Raw genomic sequence first — 23,872 nt, forward strand, 5'->3', positions numbered from 1 at the left:
GTCGCGCCCTAGCCGCGTTGCGCGTTGCGCAGGTCGGCGATCTCCTTCTCGAAGTCCTCCACCGAGGAGAACGAGCGGTACACGCTGGCGAACCGGAGGTAGGCGACCTCGTCGAGTTCTCTCAGCGGACCCAGGATCGCCAAGCCCACCTCGTGGCTGGGTATCTCCGCGCAGCCGGTCGAGCGGATCGACTCCTCGACGCGCTGGGCCAGCAGGTGGAAGGCGTCCTCGTCGACCGGCCGCCCCTGGCACGCCCGACGGACGCCGTTGACCACCTTGTCCCGGCTGAAGGGCTCCGTGACCCCCGACCGCTTCACCACGGCGAGCACCGCTTCCTCGACGGTGGTGAACCGCCGCCCACAGCTGGAGCAGGACCGCCTGCGGCGGATCACCTGGCCCTCGTCGACCTCGCGCGAGTCGACCACGCGGGAGTCCGAGTTGCGGCAGAACGGACAGCGCACGACTGGTCACCCCTCCCCGGCGCAGCACCCATCGCGTTAGCCGACGTGGCGAGGAAAACCCCAACCTGTGGACTAACTACAACGGTGTAACCACTAGATGTAGGGGTCAACCTATGCCTGTGGCCCACGTGGTGCAAGTTGGGGTCCGGCGTGTCGCGGACGACACGGGTGGGTGAAACCGGCTGCGACGTGGCGGTTACGCGGCGGGTGTGGTGGTGGTCGCTCGGGCGTGGCGTGGCGTTCTTCGGTGCGAGCGTGCACCCGGTGCCTCCGGTGCGCCCGGTGCGTCCTGCGCGAGTCGGTGCCGTGCGGCTCGGGGTCAAAGCTTCAAGAGCGTCCTCGCCGGACGGGCAGGCCGCCGAGGATGAGGGCGAAGCTTCAAGCGAAGCTTGAAGCTTCGCGTCGCGTGTCATCCCCGTATGGCCTGGTCAAAGACCACCACGCTGGTGCGGCCAGGTCAAGCGAAGGGCGTGCTTGACCTGGCCGCACCAGCGTGGTTGCCCTACGGGCAGGCCATACGGGGATGACACGCTCGGGTGGAGTGTGCGCGGTGGCGCGGTGGCGTGGGTGGGTTGGGTTGTGGCGTGGGGCGGCGGCGTGAGGAGGTGAGGCGTGAGTGGGCGAGGCGTGAGTGGGCGAGGCGTGAGGAGGTGTCGAGGGGGTCAGGGGGAGGTGGTGCCGCCGTCGGGGACCACCAAGGGTTGGCCGGGGGTGATGGAGGTGGTGTCGAGGTCGTTCAGTTGCCTGATGCGGGCGACCACGGCTTCCGGGTCGCTGTTCGGCGCGGTGCGTTCGGCGATGTCCCACAGGCTGTCGCCGATCTGGACGTGGACCACGGTGGTGCGCTCGGGGACGGTCGTGGCGCCGGAGCCGTGCAGGTAGAGCAGGCTCAGGGTGACGGCGGCCACCACGGCCAGGATCGTCTGGACCGCGAGCTGGACGGCCGGGTGGCGCTTGTCCTCCCGCACCCGGCACGCCGCCGCCTCGGGCGCGCCGTGGACCGCCAGGGGGCGGGCGCGCGGGGTGTGCGGGCGGCGGGTGTCGGCGAAGCTGCGCAGGACCCTCGGTCCGGGCCGCAGTGGCTCGCCCCGGCGCACGTCCTCCGCCGCGGCGCCGTCGACCAGCTCGAATCCCGCCCGTGTGCCTATGACCACCACCATGACGTCCTCCACCGCAGGTCAGCAGATCATGATCGAACTGGTGTTCGATCGAACATCCGTGCGATTGTCTACCACCTCGTCCGGCGAAACGCGAAGGACACGCCGACACTTACTTCGAACAGGTGTTTGATCTGGACGTGGAGTGCGGCTACCTTCGACAACTGAAGATCGACGTAACAGCCGGCCTGGGCGATCGGGACCGGTGAGGAGGGGAAGCACAGTGGCTCGCAAGACCGACGACGACCTGCGCACGGCCGCCGATGCGCCCTCCGTGCCCGAACCCGGGGACATCGCGGGCAACGCCGGGTTGACGCTGCGGCAGCGCAAGGTGCTCGACGTGATCCGCGACTGGTTGGACCGTTTCGGTTACCCGCCCAGCGTGCGGGAGATCGGCGAGGCGGTGGGCCTCACGTCCACCTCCTCGGTCGCGCACCAGCTGCGGGCGTTGGAGCGGAAGGGTTACCTGCGGCGCGACCCGAACCGGCCGCGCGCCGTGGGCGTGCTGCCCACCGAGATCGTGACGGGGCTCGACCCGGCCTCCAAGCCGACCCCCGCCTACGTGCCGATGCTGGGTCGCATCGCCGCCGGTGGCCCGATCCTGGCGGAGGAGTCCATCGAGGACGTGTTCCCGCTGCCGCGCGAGATCGTCGGCGAGGGCGAGGTGTTCCTGCTGAAGGTCGTCGGTGACTCGATGGTGGACGCCGCCATCACCGACGGCGACTGGGTCGTGGTGCGGCAGCAGCCGACCGCCGACAACGGCGACGTGGTCGCGGCCATGATCGACGGCGAGGCCACGGTGAAGACGTTCAAGCGGCGTGACGGGCACGTGTGGCTGCTGCCGCACAACCCCGCCTACCAGCCGATCCTCGGCGACGAGGCGTCGATCCTGGGCAAGGTCGTCGCCGTGCTGCGCCGCCTCTGAGCCGGGTCAGGCCCCGCGCCTGCGGGAGCGGCGGACCAGCAGGCCCGTGAGGGCCAGCGCCGCCGCTCCGGCGCCGATGACGCCCCACGGCAGCGGCCGGTCCTCGTCGGTGGTGGGTGGGGCCGCCGCCGGGTCGCCCTGCGGCGGGGGCGGCGGCGTGGTCGTCGTGGGCGGTGGCGTGGCGAGGGCGGTGGCGTTGGCGACCGCCCGGACCGTCGAGCCGGTGCCCCGGTCGCCGAACTCGGACGCCGAGAGCAGGGTGCCGTCCGGGTCGAAGGCGATGGCCTCGCCCTGCGGCTCGTTCGGCAGCGGGACCCGCACCGGGTCGGACTCCAGGGCCTTCGCCAGGTCGCCGTCGGGCACCGGGAACAGGTAGGCGTCGGTGTAGGTCCGCAGCGCCGCCACCTTGCCGTCGGCGGACATCGCGCCGCCCGTCACCACGCGCGTCACCACCGAGCTCTGCAGCGGGCCGCCGGGGGTGTCCGTGCCGCGGATGCGGACCTTCGCCACCTGCTCCATCGGCGTCGGCGCGCCGACGTCCAGGTCGCCCTTCGGCCGGTAGACCAGGGGCGAGCCGATGGACTCCTTCGTGACGACGTGCGGCACCCCGCGCGCGTCCAGCAGCAGCGCCTCCGCGTCGTGCTTCCCGTCCGGGTAGGTCAGGCGGTAGAGCCTGGACGTGCCGTCCGGGGCGACGGCGTGCAGCGCCACCGTCTCCCGCGACCTGCCGTTGTCGCCCGTGTCTGCCAGCCACAGGGTGCCGTCCGGCGCGAGGGCCAGGTCCTCCACGTCGAACGGGTTGGCGGGCGCCTCGATGGTCCGCGTGATCGCGCAGGTGCGGTCCAGGACCTGGATCTCGACGTGCCCGTCGTCGCTGTCGTTGACCGCGTACCAGCGCTCGCCGTCGGACGCCAGCCCGGACAGCTCCTGGAGCCGCTGGTCCGAGATCCGGCAGACGTCGACGACGGCCGGCTCCGCGAGGGCGGAACCGGCCGTCAGGGCCAGTGTCAGCAGTGCCGGCAGCAACGGTCAGGCACGGCTTCCGTTCACGGCGAACTGCTCCAGCACCCCGGCCAGGTCGGGGCGGACCCTGGCGCTCAGCTCGGTGCCCTCCTCGGTGTGCCGCTCCTTCAGGATCTCGCCCTCGCGGTACACGCGGGCCACGATCTCGCCCCGCGCGTACGGCACCAGCGCGTCCACCACGACCTCGGGGTGCGGGATGAGGCTCGCGACGCGCTCCCGCAGCTCCGCGATGCCCTCGCCGGTGTGCGCGGACACGAAGACCGCCGTCGGGAACAGGTGGCGCAGGCGGGCCAGGCCCAGCTCGCCGACCGCGTCGATCTTGTTCACGACCAGCAGCTCGGGCGGCATCGGGTCCTCGCGGCGCTCGCTGATCTCCGAGATCACCTCGCGCACGGCCGTGACCTGCTTCTCCGGCATCCCGTCCGAGCCGTCGACCACGTGGACCAGCAGGTCCGCGTCGGCGACCTCCTCCAGCGTCGACCGGAACGCCTCCACCAGCTGGTGGGGCAGGTGCCGGACGAAGCCGACGGTGTCGGTCAGCGTGTAGGGCAGGCCGTCCGGCGTCTGCGTGCGCCTGGTCGTCGGGTCCAGGGTGGCGAACAACGCGTCCTCCACCAGCACGCCCGCCCCGGTCAGGGCGTTGAGCAGGCTCGACTTGCCCGCGTTGGTGTAGCCGGCGATGGCCACGTTCGGCACCGCGTTGGCGACCCGCGCGCCGCGCTTGGTGTCCCGGATGACGCTCATCGCGGCGATCTGCCTGCGCAGCTTCGCGATCCGCGCGCGGATGCGCCTGCGGTCGGTCTCCAGCTTGGTCTCACCGGGACCGCGCAGACCCACGCCGCCGTTGCCGCCGCCCGCCCGGCCACCGGCCTGCCGGGACAGCGACTCGCCCCAGCCGCGCAGGCGCGGCAGCAGGTACTGCAGCTGCGCCAGCTCGACCTGCGCCTTGCCCTCCTTGGAGGAGGCGTGCTGGGCGAAGATGTCCAGGATCAGCGCCGTCCGGTCGACCACCTTGACCTTGAGCTTCTCCTCCAGCTGCCGCAGCTGGCCGGGGGACAGCTCGCCGTCGCAGATCACCGTGTCCGCGCCGGTCGAGATCACGATGTCGCGCAGCTCGGCGACCTTGCCGGAGCCGACGTAGGTGGCCGGGTCGGGCCGGTCGCGGCGCTGCACGAGCCCTTCGAGCACCTCGGAGCCCGCGGTCTCGGCGAGCAGCGCCAGCTCGGCCAGCGACGCCTCCGAGTCGGCCGCCGTGCCCTCGGTCCACACACCGACCAGCACGACCCGCTCCAGGCGGAGCTGCCGGTACTCGACCTCGGTGACGTCCTCAAGCTCGGTGGACAACCCGGCGACTCGGCGGAGCGCCGCGCGGTCGGCGAGGGCCAGCTCGCCGGCGGACAGCTCGTCGTGGTCGAGCCAGTCGCTGCCGTGGTGCGTGTTTTCCGTCATTTGCCTCTTATCGTCGCACGTGCCGATGCGGGTGCCGAGTGGTCAATCACCCGGGTACGTCGCCAGGTAGATCGCCACGCGTTCCCCGGCCGGGTCGTCCGGCTCGGCTTCCAACTCATCCAACAACGAACGGAGCCGCCGTTTTAGTTCCGCGGGGTCCACGCGGACCACGAGCCTGCTCTGGCTGAGCCTGCCCGGCGGCACCTCGGCGACCTCGGCGAGGAACGCCTCCAGCACCGCCTCGCGGGTCTCCTGCCGTTGTCCGCCGGAGATCTTCCACGACAGACCGGTCGACAGGTAGGGAATTTCGCGGGCGCCCCGGTTGCCGGTGCGCGCGGGCTGGGGCTCCAGGAAGCCCGTGGCGACGAGTTTGCGCACGTGGTGGAGGGTGGTGGCCGGGTCCTTGCCGAGCCGCGCCGCGATCTCCTGGTTCGTCAGGGCGCGGCCGTGGGTCAGCCGGATGATGCGCAGCCGCACGGCTGAGGAGAGCGCGGCGGCCTCCGCCTCGCTCGCGGGACGTCTGTGCACGGGGACAGCATAAGTGATTGACAGTTTCCAATCACTTCGGCGAGACTCGCCCACCGTGTCCCTCTGGTTGCACCGCGACTTCCGGCTGCTGTGGGCGGGCGACACCGTCAGCCAGTTCGGCTCCACCATCGGCCAGACCGTGCTGCCGCTGCTCGCCGCGGGCGCCCTGGCCGCCACCCCGTGGCAGATGGGGCTGCTGACGGCGGCGAACTCGGCCGCGTTCCTGCTCATCGGCCTGCCCGCCGGGGTGTGGGTGGACCGGATGCGCCGCCGCCCGGTGATGCTCGCCGCCGACGCCGTGCGCGCCGCCCTGATGCTGTCCATCCCGCTGGCCTGGTGGCTGGGCACGCTGACGTTCGCGCACCTGGTCGTGGTCGCGCTGCTGGTCGGTGCCGCGACGGTGCTGTTCGACGTCGCCTACCAGTCCTACCTGCCCGCGCTGGTCGGGCGTGACCAGCTCGTCGAGGGCAACTCCAAGCTCACCGCGAGCCACTCCGTGGCCCACGTGTCCGGGCCTGCGGCGGCGGGTGGTGTCGCGCAGGCCGTCGGCGCGGCCAACGGCGTGCTGGCCACGGGCCTCGGCTACCTGTGGTCGGCGCTGTTCCTGCTGCGCATCCGGGCGGTGGAGCCCGAGTCGCCCGCCGCGGCGGACCGGCCGGGGCTGCGGTCGGAGATCGCGGAGGGCCTGCGGTTCGTGTTCGCCGACCGGTCGCTGCGCGCGATCGTCTGCACCACCGGGACGGCGAACTTCTTCGACGCGGTCGGCACGGCCGTCATGGTGCTGTTCCTGTCGCGGGCGCTCGGGCTGTCGGACGGCGTGATCGGGCTGCTGTTCAGCGCGGCCGGCGTGGGCGGCGTGCTCGGCGCGCTGACCGCGAGCCGGTGGAACCGGCGGTTCGGGCTGCGGGCGGTCTGGCTGTCGCTCCTGGTCACCCAGCCGTTCGGGTTGCTGCTGCCGTTCGCGGGCGCGGACTGGCGGCTCGCGCTCGTCGTGGTCGCGGACTTGGCGCTGGCCTACGGGGCGACCGTCTACAACATCGTCCAGGTGAGCTACCGGCAGGCCATCTGCCCCGACCACCTGCTGGGCCGGATGAACGCGTCGGTCCGGTTCGTGGTGTGGGGCGCGCTGCCGCTGGGCGGGCTGGTGGGCGGCCTGCTGGGCGAGCAGGTGGGGATCATGACGGCGCTGTGGGTGGCGATGGTCGGCCGGGTGCTGGCCGCGGGGTGGGTGCTGTGCTCGCCCCTGCGGAGGCGTGACGCCGTGCCCGCATGACGCCGTGCCCGCGTGACCCCGTCCGCGGTGGCGGGTCCCGCTGTCGGGCGCGGGCGTCACCACTGCGGGCGATGCGGTGGCGGACCGGTGATCACTAGCGTCGAGGGGCATGGCGGACACCACGGTCCTGCGTGAGGGCCTTCGGTTCGGCGAAGGGCCCCGGCACGGTCCCGACGGCCGGTTGTACTACTCCGACTTCTACGACCACGAGGTGCGGGCGCTCGACCTCGACACCGGGGACGAGACCGTCGTGTGCACGGTGCCCGAGCAGCCGTCCGGCCTCGGGTGGCTGCCCGACGGGCGGCTGCTGGTGGTGTCCATGAAGGACCGCTCGGTGCTGCGGCTGGAGGGCGGCGCGCTGGTGCCGCACGCCGACCTGGGCGGCATCGCCACGTTCCACGCGAACGACATGCTGGTCGACCGGGCCGGCCGCGCCTACGTGGGCAACTTCGGGTTCGACCTGCACGCGCTGCTCGCGGAGGGCGGCGAGCAGCGGCTGCTGGAACCCGGCTGGACGGCGCCGGGCACGCCGCTGGCGCTGGTCCGGCCCGACGGGACGGTGTCGACGGCCGCCGAGGACCTGAAGTTCCCCAACGGCATGGGCTTCCTCGGCAACCGGCAGGAGGGTCGGCCCACGCTCGTCGTCGCCGAGACGCTCGCGTTCGCGCTGACGGCGTTCGACGTCGCCGACGACGGCACCCTGTCCAACCGGCGCGCCTGGGCCTCGCTGCGGGACCACTACATCGCCCCGGACGGGATCGCCACCGACGACGAGGGCGGCGTGTGGGTCGCGCCGGCGCTCCAGCCGTACGCCTTCCGGGTGGTGGAGGGCGGGGAGATCACCCGGAGGGTGGAAACGAGCCAGGTCTGCTTCGCGGTGGCGCTGGTCGGGGACCGGCTCGTGTGCTGCACCGCGCCCACCTCGCAGCCGGAGGTGGTCGCCGCCGACCGGCTGGGCAGGCTGGAGGTCGTCCGGCTCTGACGGGCGTCTCGCGGGGGTCCGGCTCTAGAGGGCGTCCCACCAGCCTTGGTCGAGTTCCCCGCGAGCGAGCAGCACCGCCGGGCCGGTGAGCGTCGAGCCGTCCTCGCGGACCACCACCGCGACCCGCCCGCCGGGGACGTCCACAGTGGCCTCCCCGGTGGTCCGGCCCTCCTCGTGCAGCCACCCGGCGACCGCCGCGACCGTCCCGGTGCCGCACGACCTGGTCTCGCCCACGCCGCGCTCGTGGACGCGCATTCGCAGCGCGCCGTCGCCGAGCACGTTGACGAACTCCACGTTCACGCCGCGCGGGAACACCTCGTGGTCGTAACCCGGCTGGTCGCGCAGGTCCAGCGCCGCGACCGGGGTCGACGTCACGCACGCCAGGTGCGGGTTGCCGACGTCCACGGCCACGCCGCCGAACGCCTGGCCGCCGACCCGCGCCGAGGACGCGCCGGTGACCCGCGCGGGCCCCATGTCCACGGTCACCGTGCCGTCCTCGTGCGCCACGACGTCCCGCCGACCGGCGCGCGTCGCCACGGCGATCGTGCCGAGCGGGGCCAGGCCCGCCTCCACCAGGTACCGGGCGAACACGCGGACGCCGTTGCCGCACATCTCGGCGATGGAGCCGTCGGCGTTGCGGTAGTCCATGAACCACGGGCCGAGGTCGGGCCGCACGACCCGCAGCACGCCGTCCGCGCCCAACCCGCGCTGCCGGTCGCACAGCGCCCGCACGCGCGACTCCGTCAGGTCCAGCACGCCGTCCGGGTCGGGCAGCACGACGAAGTCGTTCTCGGTGCCGTGGCCCTTCAGAAACTCCACTCCCACGACGGCCAGGCTACTTCGCCACCAGTTCGAGGACGTCGTCGACCAGACCGTCGGCGCCCGCGTCGAACCAGGTGACCCGCCGGTCGCGGCGGAACCAGGACCGCTGCCTGCGCACGAACCGGCGGGTGGCCTGCGCGGTCTCGCGCGCGGCGGTCGCCAGGTCGTACTCGCCGTCGAACGCCGCCAGCACCTGCTGGTAGCCCAGCGCCCGCGACGCCGTCCGCCCGTCCCGCAGGCCGACGGCCTCCAGCGCGCGCACCTCCTCCACCAGCCCGGCCGCGAACATCCGGTCCACGCGCCGGTCGACCCGCTCGTCGAGCTCGGCCACCGCGCGGTCCAGCCCGACCAGCACGGTGCCGTAGCGGGCCGGACCGGGCTTGGGCAGCGTCGCCGAGAACGGCTGCCCGGTCAGCTCGATGACCTCCAGCGCGCGCACCACGCGCCGACCGTTGGTCGGCAGGATCGCCAGCGCCGCCGCCGGGTCCAGCTCGGCCAGCCGCGCGTGCAGCACCTCGGCGCCGAACACGGCCAGCTCGCCCTCCAACTGCGCGCGGACCCGGTCGTCGGTGCCGGGGAACACCAGGTCGTCCAGCACCGCCTGCACGTACAGGCCGGACCCGCCGACCAGGATGGGCACCCGGCCGGCGGCCAGCACCGACTCCACCACGGCGCGGGCTTCCCGCTGGTAGACGGCCACCGACGCGGGCTCGGTGACGTCCAGCACGTCCAGTAGGTGGTGCGGCACGCCCTGCCGCTCCGCGGGCGTCACCTTCGCGGTGCCGATGTCCATGCCCCGGTAGAACTGCATCGAGTCGGCGTTGACCACCTCGCCGCCCAGGGCGACGGCGAGCCGCACGGCGAGGTCGGACTTGCCGGTGGCGGTGGGGCCGACGACGGCGATCGGGGCGTTCACGCCGTCAAGCCTCCCAGACGGCCACGTGGTAGCCGACGCCGAACGGGACCAGCAGCTCCGACCGGGCGCACCGCCAGGCGCCCGGCACGCCCGCCAGCACCTGCCAGGCGGCCCGTCCCCGCGCACCCAGCTCGTCGGCCAGCGCCGGGTCCAGCGCCGTCAGCGCCGCCGCGTCCGCGCCGGCCAGCGCCGCGCGGACGGCCTCGTCGAACGGCCCGGCCCGGTCGTCCGGCCGGCCCACGGCGGCGTCGCCGTGCCGGTGCGACCCGTCACCGAGCACCAGCAGCGCCCGTCCGGGTGACGCGGACGCCGCGAGCCGGGCCCCGAACGCCACGCAGTCCGCGGTCGGCAGGTCCGGCGGCACGAGGTGCACCCGCACGCTGCGCGCCCCCGCGTGCTCCCGCAGCCACCCGGCGACCAGGGCGGGCAGCGGCAACCCGACCTCCACAGAGGACGGCCGCCGGGACAGCGAGACGGGCACGTCGACGCCGTAGCCACGAAACGATCCGGCAACATTTTCCACCGTTCGGGGACCCGTCGGGTCGACCGCCACCGCCGTCCAGTCGGGGTCGTGTTCTGCCAGTTCCCGTGCCGCGGCAAGGCACGCGGCCCGCACCGCGGCGGTCTCGTCCACCGCCCCGCCGACCAGTTCGGGCACGAGCAGCGGGGGGTGCGGCACCACGGCGACACGCGAGATCATGGCAACCAACGCTACTCATCGGCCACCACCAGTACCGATGCGAGCCTTGACCTGTTTGAATGCGCGCGGGGTACTGGGGACTGTCGAGGAGTCCGCGAGACCGGCACGCAGGGTCGAGCTGACGCCCCAGGTACTCGGGTGCTGGGCCCCGCCATCGGCGGGGCGCCCGTGGTCGGCACGGGCACCACGAAGTGGGCAGGCGAGGAGGAAGCCGGCGATGACGGAGCACGAGACGACACCGGAAGCCACTGGCGACAGTGGCACGGGGGCGGTGGTCGAGGAGACGCGGACGGTGAACACCCCTCCGCCGGTCCCCGTGGCGTCGGACCACCCTGACCGCTGGGGGCGCGTGGACGCGGACGGCACCGTCTACGTCAAGACGGCCGACGGCGAGCGGGTCGTCGGTTCCTGGCAGGCGGGCGAGCCGGCCGAGGGCCTGGCGCACTTCGCGCGCAGGTTCGACGACATCCGCACCGAGGTCGAGCTGCTGGTGACCCGGCTGTCGTCCGGGGCCGGCGACCCCAAGCACGCGCTGACCAGCGCCAAGCACGTCCAGGAGAGCCTGGCGGACGCGGCTGTGGTCGGCGACCTGGCGGCACTGGCCGCGCGCGTCGAGTACGTGCTGGCCAAGGCCGAGGAGGGGCTGGAGGCGGCGAAGGCGGCCAAGGACGAGGCGCGTGCCCAGGCGGGCGCCCGCAAGCTCCAGCTGGTGGAGGAGGCCGAGACCCTGGCCAACGAGTCCACCCAGTGGAAGGCCGCGGGCGACCGGCTGCGGGCCATCCTGGACGAGTGGAAGACCATCCGCGGGGTCGACCGGAAGACCGACGAGCAGCTGTGGCGGCGGTTCTCCAAGGCGCGGGACGCGTTCAACCGCCGGCGCGGTTCGCACTTCGCGGACCTGGACCGGCAGCGCAGCGTGGCCAAGACGCGCAAGCAGGAGCTGGTCGAGGAGGCCGAGAAGCTCGTCGACTCCGACGACTGGGGCCCCACGGCCGGTCGCTACAAGGAGCTGATGGTCGAGTGGAAGGCCGCCGGGCGTGCGCCCAAGGAGGCCGACGACGCCCTGTGGCAGCGGTTCCGCGCGGCGCAGGACGCCTTCTTCGCCAAGCGCTCGGAGGCGTTCTCGGAGCGTGACGCCGAGTTCGCGGCCAACGCCAAGCTGAAGGAGGAGCTGCTCGCCGAGGCCGAGCACATCGACCCGTCCCACGACCTGGAAGCCGCGCGGCAGCAGCTCTACAAGATCCAGGAGCGCTGGGACGCGATCGGCAAGGTGCCGCGCGAGCGGGTCCGTGAGCTGGAGGGCAAGCTGCGCGCCATCGAGGAGCGCGTGCGCGGCGCGGTCGACGCGCAGTGGCGGCGCTCCGACCCGGAGGCGGAAGCGCGGGTCGCGCAGTTCCGCGAGCGCGTCGAGCAGTTCGAGGCGCAGGCGGCGAAGGCGCGCTCGGCGGGCGACAAGCGCCGGGCGGAACAGGCCGAGGCGCAGGCGAAGCAGTGGCGCGAATGGCTGGCGGCAGCCGAACAGGCGGTAGCCACGCGCTAGTCACCACAAAGCCGGACCCCTTTCCCGCCACCGACGGGAAAGGGGTCCGACTTCGTTCAGGGGCAGGCCGACCCGGCCACCCGACAGGCACACCACGGCCGGCTGCGTGTCATCCCCGTACGGCCTGCCCGCAGGGCAACCACGCTTGTCAGGCCAGGTCAAGCACGCCCTTCGCTTGACCTGGCCTGACAAGCGTGGTGGTCTTTGACAGGCCGTACGGGGATGACACGCAGCCAAAGCTTTTCAAGCTTCGAAGAAGCTTGAAAAGCTTGCAAAGCTTCGAAGAAGCTTTGCCCTCATCCTTGGTGGCCTGCCTGTCCGGCGAGGACGCTTTTGTTCGGCTGAGATCCGCGCGGAAGTTCTTCGGTTTTGGCGGGTCAAAGCGGAAAAGAAGGGCGCTCGCCGCTGGGCAGGCCGCCGGGGAGGAAAAACAAAAGCCAAGGCGTCGTGTTCTCCCCGCATGGCCTGTCAAAGGCCACCACAGTCGGTCAGGGGGCGCAAGCGGTGAAGCGTGCTTGCGCCCCCTGACCGACTGTGGTCGCCCTGCGGGCAGGCCATACGGGGAGAACACGAGACCACGGGTCTGTGCTGCGCGGTGCAGTGGGTCCGGGTCGGTGCTGCGCGGTGCGGTGGGGCTGGGCCGGGGTCTGTGCGGGGTGGTCCTGGGTCGGAGGTCGGTGTCGGGTTGTGCTACGGAAGGCCGGCGCGGGAGGCGGCTATGCGCAGCCATTTCACCAGCAGCACGACGATGGCGATCACGGCCAGGATGAGGCCCAGTCCCGGTCCCGGTCCGGGTTGGTGGCCGGTGGTCGTCTGCGTCATCCAGATCGACAGCACGCCGCTCACCGATGCCGCGAACGACGCCAGCGCGCAGACCCAGGCGAGTGCCCAGCGCCGAACGGCCAGGGTGATCGCGGGCAGCAGCACGCCGGCCAGCAGCGACGCGTAGGAGAAGAACTTCGGCATCGCGTCCGCCTCGCCGAGCAGCACCCGGAGGCCCGTGCTGTCCCCGACCCAGGGCAGGACGAGGGACAGCAGGATCGCCAGCACGGCGACGGCGATGGTCAGCGCGCCGGTGCCCGGATCGAAGCGCCGCGCCGCCGAGCGGCCGACGCGGTCGATCTCGTCGCGCAGGCCGGCCAGGTCGTCGGGTTCGTCGCTCATCCGGCCGAACACCCGCCGACGGCGGCCGGCAGGGGCTCCGGTGCGCCGAACTTCGGGAGGCCGAGGGTCACGCCGGCGGTCTTCGGCTTGATGCCCGCCTCGGACCGGTCACCCGCCTTGGTGCGGCGGTGGCTGATCAGGTCGCCGTCCGCGATGAGGTTGTGCGGCGCGGCGTAGGTGATCACGGTCTCGACCACGTCGCCGGGGCGGATGTGGGCGTCGCCGGGTGCGAAGTGCACGAGGCGGCCGTCCCGCGCGCGGCCGGACAGGCGGCGCGTCTCCGCGTCCTTGCGGCCCTCGCCGTGCGCGACCAGCACCTCGACCGTCCGGCCGACCTGGAGCTTGTTCTGCTCCCAGGACAGCTCGTTCTGCAGCGCCACGAGCCGGTCGTACCGCTCCTGCACGACCTGCTTGGGCAGCTGGTCGGGCAGGTGGGCGGCGGGCGTGCCGGGGCGCTTGGAGTACTGGAAGGTGAACGCGCTGGAGAACTTCGCCTCGCGCACCACGTCCAGGGTGGCCTGGAAGTCCTCCTCGGTCTCGCCGGGGAAGCCGACGATGATGTCGGTGGTGATGGCCGCGTCGGGCATGGCCCGCCGCACGTTGTCGAGGATGCCCAGGAACTTCGCGGACCGGTAGGAGCGGCGCATCTCCTTGAGCACCCGGTCGGAGCCGGACTGGAGCGGCATGTGCAGCTGGTGGCACACGTTGGGCGTCTCGGCCATCGCGGCGATGACGTCGTCGGTGAAGTCCTTCGGGTGCGGCGAGGTGAACCGGACGCGCTCCAGGCCCTCGATGCCGCCCGTGGCGCGCAGCAGCTTCCCGAAGGCGTAGCGGTCGCCGAACTCGACGCCGTAGGAGTTGACGTTCTGCCCGAGCAGCGTCACCTCCAGCACGCCCTCGGCGACCAGCGCCCGCACCTCCGCCAGCACCTCGCCGGGACGGCGGTCCTTCTCCTTGCCGCGCAGCGACGGGACGATGCAGAACGTGCACGTGTTGTTGCACCCGACGGACACCGACACCCAGCCGGAGTAGGCGGAGTCGCGGCGGGCGGGCAGGGTCGACGGGAAGGTCTCCAGCGAGTCCAGGATCTCGACCTGGGCCTCGCGGTTGTGCCGGGCGCGTTCCAGCAGCACCGGCAGCGACCCGATGTTGTGCGTGCCGAAGACGACGTCGACCCACGGGGCGCGCTTGACGATCTCGCCCTGGTCCTTCTGCGCGAGGCAGCCGCCGACGGCGATCTGCATGTCCGGGTTCGCGCTCTTGGCGGGTGCGAGGTGGCCGAGGGTGCCGTAGAGCTTGTTGTCCGCGTTCTCCCGGACCGCGCACGTGTTGAACACCACCACATCGGGTGGTGTGTCGCCGTCCGCGGGCGTGTAGCCCGCGTCTTCGAGCATCCCCGCGAGGCGCTCGGAGTCGTGCACGTTCATCTGGCAGCCGAACGTGCGGATCTGGTAACTCCGGGTCACTGCACCTAGTCCTTCCGTCGGAACCCAGGGTAGAGCGTGGGCGTGGGACGATGCGCGGGTGTCGGGAACGCTGCCGCGCGTGCGCGCCGTCGGGGTCGTGCTGGCGCTCGCCGCCCTGTTCGTGACGGCCTGCGGCCGTGAGTTCGACCGCGTCGAGCTGACGATGGCGGCGGGCAGCGACACGGGCGTGTACTACAAGCTCAGCTCGGTGCTGGCCGACAGCTGGACGCGTGATCCGGGCATCCCCCGGCCGCGGGTGGTCGAGACGGCGGGGTCGGTGGACAACCTGGAGCGGTTGCGGACCGGCCAGGCGCAGGTGGGCTTCTCGGCGGCGGACGCGGCGGAGGACGCGCAGGGGGCCGCGCAGGGGGGCGCGGGCGGCCACCGGCTGTACGCGCTGGCGCGGATGCACGACGACTACCTCCAGGTGGGCGTGCGCGCCGACCTGGAGGTGCACACGCTGCGGGACCTGAAGGGCCTGCGGGTCTCGATCGGCGCGCGGGACTCGGGCGTGAAGCTCATCGCCGAACGCCTGCTGCGCTCGGCGGACATGTCGCCGACCGAGGACCTGGATGTCCGGTACCTGGACCTGAACGCGACCGCGGACGCGATGCGGAACGACCAGCTCGACGCGTTCTTCTGGTCGGGCGGCGTGCCGACGGCGGGCGTGACGACGCTGGCGTCGACGGTGCGGATCCGGATGCTCGACCTGCGCGACGTGCTGCCCAACCTGCGCCGCCTGTACCCCGTGTACGGCTCGGCGACGGTGCCCGCCTCGGCCTACGAGCTGCCCGGCGGGCCGGTCACCACGCCCATCACGACGCTGGTCGTGCGGAACTTCCTGCTGGTCACCGACGCGATGCCGGCGGACGTGGCGGAGGCGCTGCTCCGGGGCCTGTTCCACGCGCAGCCCGCGCTGGTCGAGGCCAGCCCGGTGGCGAGGTCGATCGAGGTCAGGTCGGCGATCGAGACGACACCGCTGCCGCTGCACCCCGGCGCGGAGAACTACTACCGGGACGCGAAGGTCTGAGGCAGGGGCCGGCGCCGGGGTCCTAGGCGGTGGGGAACGTCACCGTCACCCGCAACCCGCCGCCCTCGGGCAGCGACAGCCGCACGACGCCGTCCACCCGTTCCACGATCTGCCGCACCAGCGCCAGCCCCAGGCCCGAACCCTGGATGTTCTGGTGCGCCGGTGAGCGCCAGAACCGGTCCGTGGCCCGCTCCAGCTCCTCCGGCGACAGGCCGGGCCCCTCGTCGCGCACCGACAGCTCCACGAACGACGACCGCCGTCGCACGTCGACCCGGACCAGGGTGTCGTCGGGCGCGAACTTGAGCGCGTTGTCCAGCAGCGCGTCCAGCACCGCCTCCACCCCGCGCGGCGGGGCGAGCGCCAGGCCGGCGGGCTCACCGTCCAGCACCAGGTGCACCGACCGGGACGCGGCGGCGGGCTGCCACGCGGACAGCCGCCCGGCGACGGCGCGGTCCACGTCGACCACCACCGGGTCCACCGACGGCGAGCCGGCGCGGGCCATCGACAGCAGCTCGTCCAGGATGCGGTTGAGCCGGTCCGCCTCGTCCAGCGCCGCCACCTGGTGCACCACGGCGTCGCCCGACACGTGGCCCTCCAGGTTGGACAGCCGGAGCTTGAGCGCGGTCAGCGGGTTGCGCAGCTGGTGCGACGCGTCCGCCACGAACGCCCGCTGCGCGGCCAGCACGTCGCCCACGTTCGCCGCCATCTGGTCGAACGACCGGGACAGCTGCCGCAGCTCCGGCGGGCCCGACGACGACCCCACCGGCTGCACGGGCCGGCCGGACACCACGGCCGCGAGCAGCGCGCCGGTCGCGTCGTCCAGCCGCCGCACCGGCCCGAGCGTCCACCGGACCAGGGGCAGCGCGGCCAGCACCGCCAGGGCCAGCACCAGCAGGCTCGCGCCGAGCAGCACGCCCCACCACATCAGCACCTCGGACCGGGTCTTGTCGGTGGGGGAGAACGTCACGACCGCGCCGCGCACCTCGCCGTCCACCAGCACCGGCTCCGCCAGCACCAGCTCCGCCGAGTCCCACGGCATCAGCAGGTCGGGCGCCGCCGGCTGCCGTCCCGCCAGCGCGCCCCGGACCAGGTCGGACACCGGCTCCGAGGTGACCTCCACGCCGGGTCCGGACGCCGCGACCACCAGCCCGGCCCGGTCCAGCAGCGCCACCTTGATCCCGTACAGGTCGTGGTAGCGGGCGAACTCGCGCTCGACCAGGGTGGGCTGGTCGTCGGTCAGCGGTCGCTGCGCCACCGACGCGAACCGGGCGGTGTCGGTGAGCCGGTCGAGGAACATCTCCTGCTGCTCGGCGGCGGCCACCCCGCGCCCCAGCGGCACGCCCATACCCACCAGCACCAGCACCACCAGCGTGAGCACGATGCCCAGCAGCCGCGACCGCACTCAGCCCCCGCTCGAACTCAACCGGTAACCGACGCCGCGCACCGTCTCCAGCAGCGCGGGCCGCCCCAGCTTGGTGCGCAGCGTGGCCACGTGCACGTCGAGGGTCCGGTTCGCGCCCGCCCAGGTGCGGCCCCACACCTCGGCCAGGATGCGCTCCCGCGTGCACACCGCCCCGCCCGCCGCCATCACCAGCGCGAGCACCTGGAACTCCTTGCGCGAGAGCGCCACCGGTTCACCCGCCACGGTGACCTCGTGCCGCTTGAGGTCCACCCGGACGTCCGCCGCCTCGAACACCTCGGTGCCGGTGCCGCCGAGGCCGACCGGGTCGCCGCGCCGCCGCCGCACCGCGTGCACCCGCGCCACCAGCTCGCCCACGTCGTACGGTTTGACCAGGTAGTCGTCCGCGCCGGCGTGCAGGCCGAGGATGCGGTCGTCGATCTCGCCGCGCGCCGACACGACGATGATCGCCACGTCGCTGGCCGCCCGGATCTGCCGGCAGAGCGTGACGCCGTCGATGTCGGGCAGCCCGAGGTCGAGCAGCACGACGTCGACGCCGGCCAGCCGGTCGAGCGTCCCGCGCCCGGTAGCCTGGCGGTCGACCGTGAAACCGCGGCGGGCCAGGGCCGGGACCAGCGCTTCCGCGACGCGGTCGTCGTCTTCGACCAACAGCACCCGCACCGGCGTCCTCCCGAGTTATCGTCGCCTGCCTGTGACAGAGTTGAGACCCTAAGTCTTGCTCAACCGCCTGGACTGGTGTGGTGGCGCACACCTAGGTTTCCGCCAACGTCCGAGGAACCCCCACTGGAGGACTTGATGACCGGCCCCACACCTGCTCCGCCGATGATCCGGATGGCGGGCGTGGACAAGTTCTTCGGGCCGCTCCACGTGCTCAAGAAGATCACGCTGGAGGTGCCGAAGGGCCAGGTCGTCGTCGTGCTGGGCCCGTCGGGCTCGGGCAAGTCGACCCTCTGCCGCACGATCAACCGCCTCGAACCGGTGGAGGACGGGACCATCGAGGTGGACGGCCAGCCGCTGCCCGCCGAGGGCAGGGAGCTGGCGCGGCTGCGGGCCGACGTCGGCATGGTCTTCCAGTCGTTCAACCTGTTCGCCCACAAGAGCATCGTGGACAACGTGATGCTCGCGCCGGTGAAGGTCCGCAAGACGCCCGCCGCGCAGGCCCGCAAGACGGCGATGGAGCTGCTGGAGCGGGTGGGGATCGCCAACCAGGCGGAGAAGTACCCCGCCCAGCTGTCCGGCGGGCAGCAGCAGCGGGCGGCCATCGCCCGCGCACTGGCGATGCGACCCAAGGTGATGCTGTTCGACGAGCCGACCTCCGCGCTGGACCCGGAGATGGTCCAGGAGGTGCTGGACGTGATGACCACGCTGGCCAAGGAGGGGATGACCATGCTCGTGGTGACGCACGAGATGGGCTTCGCCCGCAAGGCCGCCGACCGCGTGCTCTTCATGGCCGACGGCGAGATCGTCGAGGACTCGACGCCGGAGCAGTTCTTCTCCGCGCCGAAGTCCAACCGCGCGAAGGACTTCCTTGGCAAGATCCTGACCCACTGAAGTCCCCTGACCGCGGCGCTGAGCCTGGCGCCGCCAGACCCCGAGGAAGAGCAGGAGAAGCACGATGAGGGTACGCACCCTTGCGGTGGCGCTGCTGGCGGGCGGCCTCGCCCTGACCGCTTGCGGCAAGGAGGGCACCCCCGGTGGGTCGGCCGCGGCTCCGACGCAGCAGGTCGCGAGCGACGTCAAGGTCGAGGGCTCCAAGACGTTCGAGGCCATGACCAAGCGCGGCAAGGTCGTCATCGGCGTCAAGGACGACCAGCCGGGCCTCGGTGTCCGGGACGCGACGACGAACAAGTACAGCGGTTTCGACATCGAGATCGCCAAGCTCGTCGCCGCGCGGCTCGGCTTCGACGACACGAAGATCGAGTTCAAGGCCATCGCGTCCGCGGGCCGCGAGCAGGCGCTGATCAACGGCGACGTGGACTACTACGTCGGCACGTACACGATCAACGCCGGCCGCAAGGAGAAGGTCGGCTTCGCCGGCCCGTACTTCACCGCGGGCCAGGACCTGCTCGTGCGCAAGGACGACAACTCCATCACCGGCCCGGAGACCCTGAAGGGCAAGAAGGTCTGCTCGGTCACCGGCTCGACCCCGATCAAGAACGTGAAGGAGCAGGGGCTCACCGAGGCGGAGAACATCAGCGAGTACCAGAACTACTCGCAGTGCGTCGCCAAGCTCGCCGAGGGCGCCATCGACGCGGTGACCACCGACGACGCGATCCTGAAGGGGTACGCGGCCGAGGAGCCCGACAAGTTCAAGGTCGTCGGCAAGCCGTTCTCCAACGAGCCCTACGGCATCGGCCTGGCCAAGGACGACAAGCCGCTGCGCGACAAGGTGAACGACATCCTGGAAGCCGCGATCAGCGGTGGCGACTGGCAGAAGGTCTACGACGCCACGCTCGGCAAGTCCGGTTCCCCGGCGAAGAAGCCCGTGATCGACCGCTACTGATCGCGGCACCGCGTCCCTGATCCAGCCGGACGCCACCGATCAGCACTGATGGTGGCCGGTGACCTCGCCCCCCGCGGCGGGTCGCCGGCCACTCCCGTGACGTCCCTCGGCGAGGAAGTCCCATGAGCGTCCTTTCCACCTACTCCGACCTGTTCCTCAGGGCATTCGGCACGACGATCCAGCTGTTCCTGTTCTCCGCGGTCGGGTCGCTGGTGCTGGGCACGTTCCTGGCGATGCTGCGGGTCAGCCCCGTGCCGGTGTTCCGCGCGGCGGGCGCGGTCTACGTGACCCTGGTCCGCAACACCCCGCTGACCCTGGTCTTCTTCTTCTTCGCGTTCGCCTACCCGCTGCTCAAGATGCTGCGGCTGGAGCCGTTCCAGGGCGCGGTGGTCGCCCTGACGCTGTACACCTCCGCGTTCATCTGCGAGGTGGTCCGGTCGGGCATCAACACGGTGCCGGTCGGGCAGGCGGAGGCTTCCCGCGCCCTGGGCCTGACCTTCGGGCAGATGTTGTTCAACGTGGTGCTGCCGCAGGCGCTGCGCACGGTGGTCCCGCCGCTGGTGAGCACCCTCATCGCGCTGCTGAAGAACACCACCATCGCGGCCGGCTTCTCGGTGTCCGACGCGGGCTCGATCAGCTACGTGCTGTCCGAGGAGGGCGCGAACATGCTCGTCGGCCTCTCCTGGGTGGCGTTCTTCTTCGTCCTCCTGGTGATCCCGTTGACCCTGGTGCAACGCGCCCTTGAGAAGCGCTGGAGCGTGGCCCGATGAGTTCCGTCCTGTTCGACGTGCCCGGACCGAAGGCGCGGCTGAGGCACCGGCTCCTGGCCGTGGTGGGCGTGCTCGCGGTGGTGGGCGTCGTCGGCTTCATCGGCTACCGCTTCTACGACAGCGGCCAGTTCGAGCCGCGGCTGTGGGAGTGGCTCCAGTACGAGACGGTCCAGCTGGAGCTGCTCGCGCGGCTGGGCAACACGCTGAGGGCGTTCGCGGTGGCCGCCGTGCTGGCGGTCCTGCTCGGCGCGGTGCTGGCGGCAGGCCGGCTGTCCGACCACGCGGTGTGGCGGGTGCCCGCCACGGTCGTGGTCGAGGTCTTCCGCGCCATCCCGCTGCTGATCATGATCTTCATCTTCTACTTCGGCCTGCCGACGGTGGACATCAAGCCGTCGCAGTTCGTCGCCGTCGTCGCCGGCCTGACCCTGTACAACGGGTCGGTGCTGGCGGAGGTGTTCCGCGCCGGCGTGCTGTCCCTGCCGCGCGGGCAGGCCGAGGCCGCGTACGCGCTGGGCATGCGCAAGACGCAGGTCATGGTGCAGGTGCTGCTGCCGCAGGCGCTGCGGGCGATGCTGCCGACGATCGTCAGCCAGCTCGTGGTGCTGCTGAAGGACACCGCCCTCGGCTTCATCATCAACTACAAGGAGCTGCTCGACTACGCGAAGTACCTCGGCACGCAGGGCCAGTTCGGCCGCCCGCTGGTGCCGATGACGATCGTGGTCGCCGCGGTCTACATCGCGATGTGCCTGCTGCTGACGTGGGTGGCGGTGTCGCTGGAGAAGCGCAACCGGCGCAACAAGAAGATCGTGGAGCCGGAGAACCGGGCCGCCGAGCAGGTCGTCCTGTCCAACGCGTCCGGCGTCTGACGGCGTACGCGAAGGGGGGCGCACCCGGCCGGGTGCGCCCCCCTTCGCGTACGCGAGGTCGTCAGTGGCGCAGCAACGCGCCCACGCCCTCCCACAGCTTCGTCTCGTCGGTGACGAGGACCTGCGCGCCGGTCGCCGTGGCCGCGCCGGTCAGCGCCTCGTCGGCGGGCAGCTCGTCCACGTGGTCGACGCCGAGCGCCCGCAGGTCGGCCTCCCGCACCGCGACCATCGCCGGGTCCTCGGCCGCCCACACCGTGCGGCGGCCCAGCGCCTGGTCGGACACCAGCAGCGTGGCGACGTTCGCCTCGCGCAGCGCCGCCACGACGCGCTCCATGCCCTGCACGGCCCGTCCCTCGTCCCGGCCGGACTCGGCGGTGAACTCCTCCACCACGTCGTTGTCCAGGTCGTGCTGGTACTGGGCCACGAGCGACCGCACGGCCGCGTCGAACGAGTCGTCGTCGGCCCCGTCGGCGAGGCTGCCGCTGTCGACCTCGATCAGGACGTCCCGGCAGCGGGCGCTCAGCTCCTCGCGGACGTCCGTGCGGGCCTGCACCTCGCCGCCGAGCACCAGCAGCCGCGCGTTGAGCGTGGTCACCAGCCGGTCGACGGCCTCGGCGACCAGCGCGGCGTTGCGCTGGGCGGTCTCCTCGACCTTGTTCTGCATCCGGCGGTGCGACCAGCCGCCCGCGCGCACCTTGTGCAGCGGGTGCGTGTCGCCCTGCACCTCGGTGGCGACCTCGCCGTGGCCGTCGTAGCCGTGCAGGTCCGCGCCCGCGCGGTCGACGACCACGACGACGTGCGGCAGCGCCGTGCCGAGCAGGTTCGCCAGCGGCAGCAGGTGCGGCAGCCGCGACCAGCGCGCCGTGTCGGCGGCGGGTGGGCGGGGCAGCACGCGGTTGAGCAGCAGCTGCCCGTGCGCCGCGATGAGTGCCCGGCCGGCCTTGCCCACCGCCGGCTCCAGGGCCGCCGCGTCGAGGGCGGCGAGCGTGTCGCCGTCCGCACCCTGCCGCGCCAGGTTCTCGCGCAGCCCGCGCCAGCGCAGCTCCAGCGCCTTGGCCGCGTCCTCCGTGTCGTGCGAGGCGTCCAGGTAGACCGAGGCGAACGGGCCGCGGTCCCGGACGAGCTCTCCCAAGGTGGACATGTCCATGCCTCACGGCTACCCGCGTCGTCCCCGCGTAATCTCGGACCCATGGCCGAGGAACCCGGTGCACTGGTGCAGGCGCGACAGAGTGCGGTGGACCACCTGCTGCGGGTGGGCATCGAGGGGTTCGGACCGTTCAAGAGCGCCCAGCAGATGGCCCGTGACCTGCTCGAAGACGGTTTGACGCGGGACGAGGCGGTCCGCGTCCTCGTCCGCAGGCACGTGGCGGCGGCCGGCATCCAGGGCTTCGCGACGAACCTCGGCGGCCTCATCACGCTGCCCGTGACGCTGCCCGCGAACGTCGCCGCCGCGTACCTGGTGCAGACCCACCTGATCGCGTCCATCGCGGCCGTGCACGGGCACGACCTGGAGAGCGACGAGGTGCGCACGGCGATCCTGGTGTGCCTGCTGGGCAACGCGGGAACCGAGCTGCTCAAGAAGGCGGGCATCAAGGCGGGCTCGAAGCTCACCATGAACCTGATCCAGCGCATCCCGGCGCAGCTGATCCGGGAGGTCAACAAGCGGGTCGGGTTCACGCTGCTGGCGAAGTACGGGACGTCGCGGGCGAGCATCACGCTGGCCAAGGGGGTGCCGCTGGTGGGCGGCGTCATCGGCGGCGGGTTCGACGCGGTGACCACGCGCGCGGTCGGCGGTTTCGCGCGGCGCTTCTTCGCGTCGCCGCCGGCGGCCCCGGAGGTGGTGGAGGGCCGGGTCGTGGAGCGCGAGGTGCTCGACGGCGAGGTCCTCGACGTGACCGAGCACGACTGATCGCCGGGCGAGCCGGGGCTTCGCACGCGGGATCGCCGTCCGCCGGCGCGGTGGCGTCGGGGATCGCGCCCGCACCGTCCTGAGTGGACGGTGCGCCGCGCTGTGGTGTCGATCTCCGGGAAAACCCTTGGCAGCGCCGGTGGGACGCGCTAATGTCATCGGCATGTTCTTCCAGATCTACTCCTGAGGACTTCTTCCTCTGCTGCGCCGCACCCGGCCGTTGAGCGGGTGCCGAGCGCTCATTCCCTGGTGGCCCTAGCGGCTCTTTGACGACCCCCTTTTTCTGCTACGGGGTCGTATGCCTTTTGCACGCCTCGAAAATTTCCAGGAGGCGGTCGTATGCCCACCATGCGCACTGAACCACCCGGCGACGGTCAGCCGAACAACCGGCGAGCCCGGCGTTCGCACGGCGCGTCCCAGCCGCGATTCGGCGGCGGACGAGCTGTCGTCAACCCGCGCCACTACGCCATGCGGCGTCGCTGACCAGCGACTTCGCCCACCTCAGGAGGGGTCCGATGATCAACCAGCAGAACGTTCCCGGTGACGACGAGCAGCCCGAACCGGAGCAGCGCGTCGTCCAGAACCGCCGCGAACGCCGCGGCCACGCCAAGAAGAACGCCGGCGTGAACGTGATCCCCGGCCGGCCGCACCAGGCGAATTTCGTCGGGCGCAGGGTGTTCCGCCGCACCGGCGGCTGAATCCCGCCGCGATTCCGGCGCCGCGACATCGCGCGGTGCCGGTGTGCGCGGAATTCCCGGCCGCTCGCGGCCGGCCTTCCCCTCACCGTCGGCGCCGTGCCGAGTCGCGGCGTCGACGGTGAGTTCGCCGTGCCCACCGTTTCGCGGTGGGCTACCGGCGTTTCCGGCTTTCCCTTCCGGGTTCCGGGTCGTCCGGGTGCCGGCGGGTGTCGGCCCGGTGGGTTCCGGGCCCTGCCGCCGGGGCCGCGCGCGAACTAGCCTGGGGCGGGT

24 protein-coding genes are annotated in these 23,872 nt (G+C 72.2%); 11 read left to right on the forward strand and 13 right to left on the reverse strand.

Annotation, left to right across the window (positions count from 1 at the left end):
* Positions 1 to 8: 8 nt before the first annotated feature.
* Both nrdR and C8E97_RS09410 read right to left on the reverse strand, forming a co-directional pair.
* On the reverse strand, positions 9 to 461 hold the full coding sequence (gene nrdR, locus C8E97_RS09405) for a transcriptional regulator NrdR (protein ID WP_121003528.1): 453 nt from the start codon (positions 459 to 461) through the stop codon (positions 9 to 11).
* 662 nt (positions 462 to 1,123) lie between these two features.
* Positions 1,124 to 1,621: a LysM peptidoglycan-binding domain-containing protein gene (locus C8E97_RS09410; protein WP_121011191.1), complete on the reverse strand. Its 498-nt coding sequence runs from the start codon at positions 1,619 to 1,621 to the stop codon at positions 1,124 to 1,126.
* 220 nt (positions 1,622 to 1,841) lie between these two features.
* Here C8E97_RS09410 and lexA point away from each other — a divergent pair, with 220 nt between their 5' ends.
* Positions 1,842 to 2,543, forward strand: a complete 702-nt coding sequence (gene lexA / locus C8E97_RS09415; RefSeq protein WP_211346952.1) for a transcriptional repressor LexA — start codon at positions 1,842 to 1,844, stop codon at positions 2,541 to 2,543.
* Positions 2,544 to 2,549: 6 nt separating this feature from the next.
* Here the strand turns inward: lexA and C8E97_RS09420 are convergent, their stop codons facing one another.
* From C8E97_RS09420 to C8E97_RS09430, 3 genes are read right to left on the reverse strand one after another with little or no spacing between them, the layout of a single operon-like run.
* Positions 2,550 to 3,569, reverse strand: a complete 1,020-nt coding sequence (locus C8E97_RS09420; protein WP_121003532.1) for an esterase-like activity of phytase family protein — start codon at positions 3,567 to 3,569, stop codon at positions 2,550 to 2,552.
* Positions 3,570 to 3,572: 3 nt separating this feature from the next.
* Positions 3,573 to 5,015, reverse strand: coding sequence for a GTPase HflX (gene hflX, locus C8E97_RS09425; RefSeq protein WP_121003534.1), 1,443 nt, complete (start codon positions 5,013 to 5,015; stop codon positions 3,573 to 3,575).
* 42 nt (positions 5,016 to 5,057) lie between these two features.
* On the reverse strand, positions 5,058 to 5,543 hold the full coding sequence (locus tag C8E97_RS09430; RefSeq protein ID WP_121003536.1) for an ArsR/SmtB family transcription factor: 486 nt from the start codon (positions 5,541 to 5,543) through the stop codon (positions 5,058 to 5,060).
* Positions 5,544 to 5,598: 55 nt separating this feature from the next.
* Between C8E97_RS09430 and C8E97_RS09435 the strand changes: the two genes are divergently transcribed.
* Positions 5,599 to 6,816 carry an MFS transporter gene (locus C8E97_RS09435; protein WP_121003539.1) on the forward strand — a complete coding sequence of 406 codons (1,218 nt, stop codon included), beginning with the start codon at positions 5,599 to 5,601 and terminating at the stop codon, positions 6,814 to 6,816.
* A gap of 109 nt (positions 6,817 to 6,925) precedes the next feature.
* Positions 6,926 to 7,798: an SMP-30/gluconolactonase/LRE family protein gene (locus C8E97_RS09440; protein ID WP_121003541.1), complete on the forward strand. Its 873-nt coding sequence runs from the start codon at positions 6,926 to 6,928 to the stop codon at positions 7,796 to 7,798.
* Between the two features lie 24 nt (positions 7,799 to 7,822).
* Here the strand turns inward: C8E97_RS09440 and dapF are convergent, their stop codons facing one another.
* Genes dapF through C8E97_RS09455 form a run of 3 tightly spaced genes read right to left on the reverse strand, consistent with a single transcriptional unit; the run spans position 7,823 to position 10,236 of the window.
* The gene (dapF, locus tag C8E97_RS09445; RefSeq protein ID WP_121003543.1) at positions 7,823 to 8,623 is read right to left on the reverse strand and encodes a diaminopimelate epimerase; all 801 of its coding nucleotides are present in this window, start codon (positions 8,621 to 8,623) and stop codon (positions 7,823 to 7,825) included.
* A gap of 10 nt (positions 8,624 to 8,633) precedes the next feature.
* Entirely contained in the window at positions 8,634 to 9,536 is a 903-nt protein-coding gene (gene miaA, locus C8E97_RS09450) for a tRNA (adenosine(37)-N6)-dimethylallyltransferase MiaA (RefSeq protein ID WP_121003545.1), read from the reverse strand.
* Between the two features lie 4 nt (positions 9,537 to 9,540).
* Positions 9,541 to 10,236, reverse strand: a complete 696-nt coding sequence (locus tag C8E97_RS09455) for a class III extradiol ring-cleavage dioxygenase family protein (protein WP_121003547.1) — start codon at positions 10,234 to 10,236, stop codon at positions 9,541 to 9,543.
* Positions 10,237 to 10,453: 217 nt separating this feature from the next.
* Between C8E97_RS09455 and C8E97_RS09460 the strand changes: the two genes are divergently transcribed.
* The gene (locus tag C8E97_RS09460) at positions 10,454 to 11,776 is read left to right on the forward strand and encodes a DUF349 domain-containing protein (protein WP_121003549.1); all 1,323 of its coding nucleotides are present in this window, start codon (positions 10,454 to 10,456) and stop codon (positions 11,774 to 11,776) included.
* A 690-nt stretch (positions 11,777 to 12,466) separates the two neighbouring features.
* Here C8E97_RS09460 and C8E97_RS09465 read toward each other — a convergent pair.
* Complete coding sequence (locus tag C8E97_RS09465) at positions 12,467 to 12,940, reverse strand: Rv2732c family membrane protein (RefSeq protein ID WP_121011194.1); 474 nt, start codon at positions 12,938 to 12,940, stop codon at positions 12,467 to 12,469.
* Complete coding sequence (gene miaB / locus C8E97_RS09470) at positions 12,937 to 14,406, reverse strand: tRNA (N6-isopentenyl adenosine(37)-C2)-methylthiotransferase MiaB (protein ID WP_121003551.1); 1,470 nt, start codon at positions 14,404 to 14,406, stop codon at positions 12,937 to 12,939. The genes C8E97_RS09465 and miaB overlap by 4 nt, the downstream gene beginning before the upstream one ends.
* A gap of 58 nt (positions 14,407 to 14,464) precedes the next feature.
* Here miaB and C8E97_RS09475 point away from each other — a divergent pair, with 58 nt between their 5' ends.
* Positions 14,465 to 15,436 carry a TAXI family TRAP transporter solute-binding subunit gene (locus C8E97_RS09475; protein ID WP_246018775.1) on the forward strand — a complete coding sequence of 324 codons (972 nt, stop codon included), beginning with the start codon at positions 14,465 to 14,467 and terminating at the stop codon, positions 15,434 to 15,436.
* A 22-nt stretch (positions 15,437 to 15,458) separates the two neighbouring features.
* Here the strand turns inward: C8E97_RS09475 and C8E97_RS09480 are convergent, their stop codons facing one another.
* Together C8E97_RS09480 and C8E97_RS09485 are read right to left on the reverse strand one after the other, a co-directional pair.
* On the reverse strand, positions 15,459 to 16,838 hold the full coding sequence (locus C8E97_RS09480; RefSeq protein WP_121003553.1) for a sensor histidine kinase: 1,380 nt from the start codon (positions 16,836 to 16,838) through the stop codon (positions 15,459 to 15,461).
* Positions 16,839 to 17,516 carry a response regulator transcription factor gene (locus tag C8E97_RS09485; protein ID WP_121003555.1) on the reverse strand — a complete coding sequence of 226 codons (678 nt, stop codon included), beginning with the start codon at positions 17,514 to 17,516 and terminating at the stop codon, positions 16,839 to 16,841. It lies immediately after the preceding gene.
* Between the two features lie 162 nt (positions 17,517 to 17,678).
* On the opposite strand from C8E97_RS09485, the gene C8E97_RS09490 reads away from it, so the two are divergent.
* From C8E97_RS09490 to C8E97_RS09505, 4 genes are all read left to right on the forward strand, one after another.
* A complete protein-coding gene (locus tag C8E97_RS09490) occupies positions 17,679 to 18,407 on the forward strand; it encodes an amino acid ABC transporter ATP-binding protein (RefSeq protein ID WP_211347213.1) in 729 nt (242 codons plus the stop codon).
* Between the two features lie 64 nt (positions 18,408 to 18,471).
* Positions 18,472 to 19,359, forward strand: coding sequence for a glutamate ABC transporter substrate-binding protein (locus C8E97_RS09495; protein WP_121003559.1), 888 nt, complete (start codon positions 18,472 to 18,474; stop codon positions 19,357 to 19,359).
* A 122-nt stretch (positions 19,360 to 19,481) separates the two neighbouring features.
* A complete protein-coding gene (locus C8E97_RS09500; RefSeq protein WP_121003561.1) occupies positions 19,482 to 20,129 on the forward strand; it encodes an amino acid ABC transporter permease in 648 nt (215 codons plus the stop codon).
* Positions 20,126 to 20,995: an amino acid ABC transporter permease gene (locus tag C8E97_RS09505; RefSeq protein ID WP_121003564.1), complete on the forward strand. Its 870-nt coding sequence runs from the start codon at positions 20,126 to 20,128 to the stop codon at positions 20,993 to 20,995. Before C8E97_RS09500 ends, C8E97_RS09505 begins: the two co-directional genes overlap by 4 nt.
* Before the next feature lie 61 nt (positions 20,996 to 21,056).
* On the opposite strand, the gene C8E97_RS09510 is transcribed toward C8E97_RS09505, so the two are convergent.
* Positions 21,057 to 22,136: an Rv2629 family ribosome hibernation factor gene (locus tag C8E97_RS09510; RefSeq protein ID WP_147455038.1), complete on the reverse strand. Its 1,080-nt coding sequence runs from the start codon at positions 22,134 to 22,136 to the stop codon at positions 21,057 to 21,059.
* A gap of 48 nt (positions 22,137 to 22,184) precedes the next feature.
* On the opposite strand from C8E97_RS09510, the gene C8E97_RS09515 reads away from it, so the two are divergent.
* Positions 22,185 to 22,904, forward strand: coding sequence for an EcsC family protein (locus C8E97_RS09515; RefSeq protein ID WP_121003567.1), 720 nt, complete (start codon positions 22,185 to 22,187; stop codon positions 22,902 to 22,904).
* Positions 22,905 to 23,419: 515 nt separating this feature from the next.
* Positions 23,420 to 23,602, forward strand: coding sequence for a hypothetical protein (locus C8E97_RS09520; RefSeq protein ID WP_121003569.1), 183 nt, complete (start codon positions 23,420 to 23,422; stop codon positions 23,600 to 23,602).
* Positions 23,603 to 23,872 lie beyond the last annotated feature (270 nt).

This window comes from Saccharothrix australiensis, assembly GCF_003634935.1.
In the GTDB taxonomy this organism is placed as follows: Bacteria; Actinomycetota; Actinomycetes; order Mycobacteriales; family Pseudonocardiaceae; genus Actinosynnema; species Actinosynnema australiense.

Coding starts and splice junctions, on each gene's coding strand:
- C8E97_RS09465 (WP_121011194.1), bottom strand. CDS start 12,940: ATGAGCGACGAACCCGACGACCTGGCCGGCCTGCGCGACGAGATCGAC.
- C8E97_RS09455 (WP_121003547.1), bottom strand. CDS start 10,236: ATGATCTCGCGTGTCGCCGTGGTGCCGCACCCCCCGCTGCTCGTGCCC.
- C8E97_RS09505 (WP_121003564.1), top strand. CDS start 20,126: ATGAGTTCCGTCCTGTTCGACGTGCCCGGACCGAAGGCGCGGCTGAGG.
- C8E97_RS09440 (WP_121003541.1), top strand. CDS start 6,926: ATGGCGGACACCACGGTCCTGCGTGAGGGCCTTCGGTTCGGCGAAGGG.
- hflX (WP_121003534.1), bottom strand. CDS start 5,015: ATGACGGAAAACACGCACCACGGCAGCGACTGGCTCGACCACGACGAG.
- C8E97_RS09495 (WP_121003559.1), top strand. CDS start 18,472: ATGAGGGTACGCACCCTTGCGGTGGCGCTGCTGGCGGGCGGCCTCGCC.
- C8E97_RS09510 (WP_147455038.1), bottom strand. CDS start 22,136: ATGTCCACCTTGGGAGAGCTCGTCCGGGACCGCGGCCCGTTCGCCTCG.
- C8E97_RS09460 (WP_121003549.1), top strand. CDS start 10,454: ATGACGGAGCACGAGACGACACCGGAAGCCACTGGCGACAGTGGCACG.
- C8E97_RS09500 (WP_121003561.1), top strand. CDS start 19,482: ATGAGCGTCCTTTCCACCTACTCCGACCTGTTCCTCAGGGCATTCGGC.
- C8E97_RS09520 (WP_121003569.1), top strand. CDS start 23,420: ATGATCAACCAGCAGAACGTTCCCGGTGACGACGAGCAGCCCGAACCG.
- C8E97_RS09515 (WP_121003567.1), top strand. CDS start 22,185: ATGGCCGAGGAACCCGGTGCACTGGTGCAGGCGCGACAGAGTGCGGTG.
- C8E97_RS09410 (WP_121011191.1), bottom strand. CDS start 1,621: ATGGTGGTGGTCATAGGCACACGGGCGGGATTCGAGCTGGTCGACGGC.
- C8E97_RS09490 (WP_211347213.1), top strand. CDS start 17,679: ATGATCCGGATGGCGGGCGTGGACAAGTTCTTCGGGCCGCTCCACGTG.